This window comes from Alienimonas sp. DA493, from assembly GCF_043951915.1.
Classification (GTDB): Bacteria; Planctomycetota; Planctomycetia; order Planctomycetales; family Planctomycetaceae; genus Alienimonas.
In genome coordinates this window covers 1-5,128 of sequence record NZ_JBINJD010000243.1, presented here as the reverse complement: position 1 = coordinate 5,128, position 5,128 = coordinate 1, and the positions used below count along the sequence as shown (strand labels likewise).

General features: G+C 70.9%; 4 protein-coding genes. 3 read left to right on the top strand and 1 reads right to left on the bottom strand.

Annotated elements, in window-relative coordinates:
• Positions 1-170: 170 nt before the first annotated feature.
• Together ACG2DA_RS21575 and ACG2DA_RS21570 are read left to right on the top strand one after the other, a co-directional pair.
• Complete coding sequence (locus ACG2DA_RS21575) at positions 171-1,688, top strand: UvrB/UvrC motif-containing protein (protein ID WP_395258590.1); 1,518 nt, start codon at positions 171-173, stop codon at positions 1,686-1,688.
• Positions 1,689-2,075: 387 nt separating this feature from the next.
• Positions 2,076-2,873: an SGNH/GDSL hydrolase family protein gene (locus tag ACG2DA_RS21570; RefSeq protein ID WP_395258588.1), complete on the top strand. Its 798-nt coding sequence runs from the start codon at positions 2,076-2,078 to the stop codon at positions 2,871-2,873.
• Positions 2,874-2,927: 54 nt separating this feature from the next.
• Here the strand turns inward: ACG2DA_RS21570 and ACG2DA_RS21565 are convergent, their stop codons facing one another.
• The gene (locus ACG2DA_RS21565; protein WP_395258586.1) at positions 2,928-3,602 is read right to left on the bottom strand and encodes a hypothetical protein; all 675 of its coding nucleotides are present in this window, start codon (positions 3,600-3,602) and stop codon (positions 2,928-2,930) included.
• A gap of 106 nt (positions 3,603-3,708) precedes the next feature.
• On the opposite strand from ACG2DA_RS21565, the gene ACG2DA_RS21560 reads away from it, so the two are divergent.
• A complete protein-coding gene (locus ACG2DA_RS21560; protein WP_395258584.1) occupies positions 3,709-5,076 on the top strand; it encodes a hypothetical protein in 1,368 nt (455 codons plus the stop codon).
• The last annotated feature ends 52 nt before the right edge of the window (positions 5,077-5,128 follow it).

Sequence of the window (5,128 nt, the reverse complement as noted above, 5' to 3'; positions counted from 1 at the left end):
CGCCGGGGCGGGGAGGAGCAGGGCGATCCCCGCGAGCAGCAGGGCGGGGCGGGGCGGGCGGGGCATCGGTCCGATCCGGGAACGGGGGGCCGTCGACGAGGAGGAACGAAGACTCTAACGAGCCCGGCGCCCGGCGGACCCGGGGCGGTTCCTGATGGCCGGGGGCGCCTATGATGGCGGCCGACGGATCGTCCGCCCCCGCCCGCCGCCCCGCCGTGCCCCATCGCCTCGACCCGCCCCACGCCGTGACCGACGACGCCCCCCGCGAGACCGCTGAGCCGGCGCCGCCCGCCGGCGGGGACGAGGCGGAGGCCGTCGGGTTCGAGGCCGCCCGGGCGAAGGCCAAACAGCTGCCGACGACCCCGGGCGTCTATCTCTTCAAAGACGCCGCCGGCCGGGTGCTGTACGTGGGCAAGGCGGTCAACCTGCGGAGCCGCGTGGGCAGCTACTTTTTGAAGGCCGCCGCGACCGAACGGCGGACCGCGGAACTCGTCACCCAGATCGCCGACCTGGACCACGTCGACTGCCGCGACGAAGTGGAGGCCCTCCTGACGGAGGCTCGCCTGATTAAAGACATTCGTCCGCGGTACAACTCGGACCTCAAAGACGACAAAACGTTTCCGTATCTCCAGATCACCACGCGCGAAGACTTTCCGCGGGTCGAGTTCACGCGGGAGCCGAGGGACAAATCCGTCAAGCTCTACGGCCCGTTCCCCAGCGCCGGCAAGCTGCGGGGGGTGATCAACGCCTTGCAAAAGGTGTTTAAATTTCGCACCTGCTCGCTGGATATCGAGGCCGACGACGAACGTTGGCAGTGGTTCCGCCCCTGCCTGTTGCACTCCATCAAGCAGTGCACGGCCCCGTGCAATTTGAAGATCTCGAAGGGGGAGTACGCCCGGGACATCAAGCGGCTCAAGATGGTGCTGGAGGGCAGAACGCACAATCTGCTGCGGGACATGGCCAAGGAGATGGCCGCCGCCGCCGAGGAACGGGACTACGAACGGGCCGGCCGGCTGCGGGATCAAATTAAGGCGATCGAAAACATCGACCTCCGCGGCGACCTGGACGAGCACGCCCAGCCGGAGGTGTTTCAGATCGACCCGAAGAAGGGTCTGAAGGGCCTGCAACAGGTCTTCAAACTGCCGGAGACGCCCCGGGTGATCGAGGGGGTCGACATCGCCCATTTGCAGGGCGGGGAGACGGTGGCCAGCCTCGTGCAGTTTATCGACGGCCTGCCGTTCAAGCCGGGCTATAAGCGCTACCGGATCAAAACCGTCGAGGGGGTGGACGACTTCGCCAGCATGCGGGAAGTCGTTTCCCGCCGCCTCCGGCGCCTGCAACAGGAGGGCGAACGCTTTCCGGACATCCTCCTTATCGACGGCGGCAAGGGTCAATTAAGTTCCGTCGTCGCGGCGATGGAGGCGATCGGCCTGGACGAGACGAACCGCCCGTTCACGATCAGCCTGGCCAAGCGCGAGGAGGAGGTCTTTCTGCCCGGCGACCCGGAGCCGAAGATCCTCTCCCGCCACGGCTACGGCCTGCGATTGTTGCAATACGTCCGCGACGAAAGCCACCGCTTCGCCCAGCACTATCACCACATCCTCCGCCGCAAAAGCACCTTCGACGAAACCGTCGGCGGCCGCAAGGGCGGCCCGAAGCGCAAACCGCGGCGCAGGACGGCGAAGTGAGAAGCCCGACGCTCGCTGAATATCGCAGCGGCATATCGGCGGTCGCTCTGATTTGCTGGGGCGCCTCTCTGCTCGCCCCGTCGCCGATCGGCGTCTTCAAAAAGACCCCGGCGACGCCTTGGATGCGCGTCCCGATCTGGGCTTGTTACGTCGGCGGCTTCGTCATGGTCGTTGACGGTGCAGCCGGGCCGTATTCACGAGCGGCGGCAGTGGCAGTCGGGCATTTTTTCATTCTCCCGCTCCTCCTGATCGGCCGACGGCTGACGCGGCCGGCGACGACCGGTCGCGCCGACGAACGCCGAACGGCCCCCGAGATATCCCCTCCTTGAAACCTCGCGGCGACGGCGGCGGTAGCTCTCGGCGTCGCTCCCCCGTCGAAACGCCGTCATGAACGTCTCCCCCCATCTGCCGACCGTCTTTCCCCGTCGCACGTTGTTCGCCGCCGGGGCGGCGGCGGCGTTCGCCGGGTGCGGGGGCGGGACGTCTGGGCCGGGGCCGGCTCGCAATCTGCAGGGGCGGGCGGACGGGGAGAACGCCGCCGGGCCGGTCGTGCTGCTGGGGGACAGCGTGTTCGACAACGCCGGTTACGTCGCCGGCGGGAAGTCCACCAGCGACCACCTCGAGGAAGTGATGGCGGAGGCCGGCGAGGGCTGGTCCGCCGAACTCAAGGCCCGGGACGGGGCCGTCGTGGAGGACGTGCCGGGGCAGTTCGCCGAGGGGGAACTCACCGGCTCCTACGCCGTGCTCAGCGCCGGGGGGAACGACGCATTGCGATCGGCGTCGATCCTCACGAAGCCGGTCTCCGTCGCCACGGAAGTCTTCAACGAACTGGCCGACCTGCGGGAGAGTTTTGAAGCCCGCTACGACGCCGCGGTCGCGGCCGTCGCCGACGCCTGCCAGGGGCGGCTGACGGTCTGCACGATTTACGATCCGAATTACGAGGAGCCCCGCCGCCAGCGCCCGGCGACGGCGGCCCTGCCGGCGTTCAACGACATCATCACCCGCGTCGCCGTGCGGCGGGGGCTGCCGGTGATCGACCTGCGGACGGCGTTCGTAGCACCGGACGACTACGCCAACCCGATCGAACCCTCCGTGGAAGGCGGGCTGAAACTGGCGGAATTAATTCGCACCGTCGTCACCACCCACGACTTCGCCGCCAGTCGGTCGCGGTTCTATACGGTCTGATCGAGACCGTCCGACCGGTCGCGGTCCTCGACCGCTCGTCCGGAGATGGACGTTTCACCCGGTCCCGGCGACGTCCAACAGGCCCTTCACCTTGGCCCAGGCCTTCACCAAGTCGCCGGGGGGAACGGGGGTCGGGGCGAGGATCGCGGCGGCGTCGGCGGTGATCTTCACCCGGCCGCCGAAGCCGGCCAGCCGCAGTTCGCACTCCGAGGCGTCCAGCGGGTAGTCCAGGCCCTTCACCTCCGGCGGGTCGGCGTCCTCGACGGCGTCGATGAACGCCTCCACGTCGGCCGGTTCGTCGAACCGGCGTTCCAGGGCCGTGAAGCCGGGGGCGAAGGCGAACGCCAGCCCGGGGTCGGTCAGCACGTCCGGCTCGCTCGGTTCCACCTCCCGGCGGGTGCGGGCGAGGGCGGGGTCGTCGTCGGCCTGCGAGACTGTCACCGTGTAGGTCAGCTGCGGGCAGACCAGCGAGCCGCCGCCGCGGTCCGGACCGAGCGACTTCAACTCCTTCCGCTTCAGGCCGAACGCCTCCCGCAACAGCTTGGCGACGCGCTCCAGGTCCGCCGCCACCCCGGCCTCGCCGATGCCGGCGACGTACAGCCGGGTCTGGCTGGTGACCTCCTTCGGCACGCTGTGGTTGGGCCGAAAGCCGGGCAGCTCCTTGACCGGCGTGCGGTCCTCCACCCACAACCGCAGTCCGCAGCCGGCAGGGGCGTTCGTCTCGGACATCGCGGCGGAGCTTCGGGGGCGGGTCGGGGCGGGCGGGAGATGGGTATTCTAGGCCGCCCGCCCGCGGTTCGCTGCGGACCGCGACCTTCCTGAAACGGCGAACCGCATGGCGAGACGACCCGCCCCCGCCGACCGCCGCGGGGCCTTCGACACCTGGGGCGACGTGACGTGGGAGGCGCTGCTCCTCCGCCCGTTACCCGGTTCGGGCGCCGACCCCGCCGACGCGCTCGCGGCCTGTGCGGGGGTTGGGGCGATCGACCGGGACGTCACCGCCGAGGCCCTCGCCGGGGCGTGGGTCCCGCCGGCCGGCGAGTGGGCGTTGCTGGTCGTGCCGCGGACGACCGCCTGGGCGACGCTCGTCACGACCGGGCGGGGCGAAGACCTGATTGAACGCCGGCTGGGCGACTTCCGCGGCGAAACGCTGGTCACCGGGGCCAGCGACGCGGCGGGCGTCGTCTACGTCCGCCGCCGCCGGCACGACGGCGGCACGGGGGAGCCGGTCGTCGATTTCGTCACCGACGGCGTCCGCTGGGACGAACCGGAGCCGGACGACGACTCGGTCGGCGCTGGCGTCACGCTGCTGTCCGGCTCCGCCTTCCCGCCGGCGGCGGCGGCCGCGTGGCTCGATGAACGGACCTCCGCCGAGGACGCCCACCAAACGCTGCTCCGCGACGCCGACGCCTACGTGCCGGGCCTGTTCTTTGCCCGGGACGGCCGCGTCGGCAACTCGGGTCGGCTGGCGGCGGCGTACGGGCACGAGGACGCCCTCACGCCGGAGTTCGTCGAACGGGTCGATGTGATTCGATTCGGGACCGTGAAGACGGCGCCGCCGGACGAGGCGGCCGGACGGCGGCTCGAAGCGGCGGTCGGCCGGGCCGACATGCGGGCCGCCCGTCGGGTGCTCGCGGCGGGGGCGACCGTCGGCACGCTGCCCGGCTCCCGCCACACGGCCCTGTGGCTGTGCCTGCGGGCGATGAGCGAGTTCGACGCCCCGGACCGGGCGGCGCTGGCGGAGATCGTCGGCCTGCTGCTGGACGCCGGCGCCGACGTGAACGAACGGCCCCGCGACGCCGCCTCCCCCGTCGAACTGCTGCTCACGACGGAGTTCGTGCAGTCCCGCACGAACCGCAAGCGGACGCTCAACCGGGTCGACACGCTCGCCCTGCTGGACTGGCTGATCGACGCCGGGTTGAAGCTGAACGCGGTCTCCTTCGGCCGCAGCATGCACGGACCGCGGCCGCTGCACGCGGCGGCGTCGCAGAACCGGCCCGGGTTCGTGCGGCTGCTGCTCGCCCGCGGGGCCTGCCCCGCGGGGGTCGACTGCCGGAACCTGACGCCTGCCGCGGCGCTGCGGGCGCAGCTCGAAGCGAACGCGAAACGCACCTGGGCTCCGAATCACGTCCCGCTCGAACGTGCCCTGGCGGAGCACGCGGAGGTCCTCGCCCTGCTCGACGCGGCGACGCCCGCCAACTGACTGAGTGGTCCGATCGGCAGCCCGAGGCGCGAGCCGAGGCGTGCGAGTGTCG

Excerpts from the sequence above, each read along its gene's own strand:
- ACG2DA_RS21575 (WP_395258590.1), top strand. The coding sequence starts at position 171 with ATGATGGCGGCCGACGGATCGTCCGCCCCCGCCCGCCGCCCCGCCGTG.
- ACG2DA_RS21570 (WP_395258588.1), top strand. The coding sequence starts at position 2,076 with ATGAACGTCTCCCCCCATCTGCCGACCGTCTTTCCCCGTCGCACGTTG.
- ACG2DA_RS21565 (WP_395258586.1), bottom strand. The coding sequence starts at position 3,602 with ATGTCCGAGACGAACGCCCCTGCCGGCTGCGGACTGCGGTTGTGGGTG.
- ACG2DA_RS21560 (WP_395258584.1), top strand. The coding sequence starts at position 3,709 with ATGGCGAGACGACCCGCCCCCGCCGACCGCCGCGGGGCCTTCGACACC.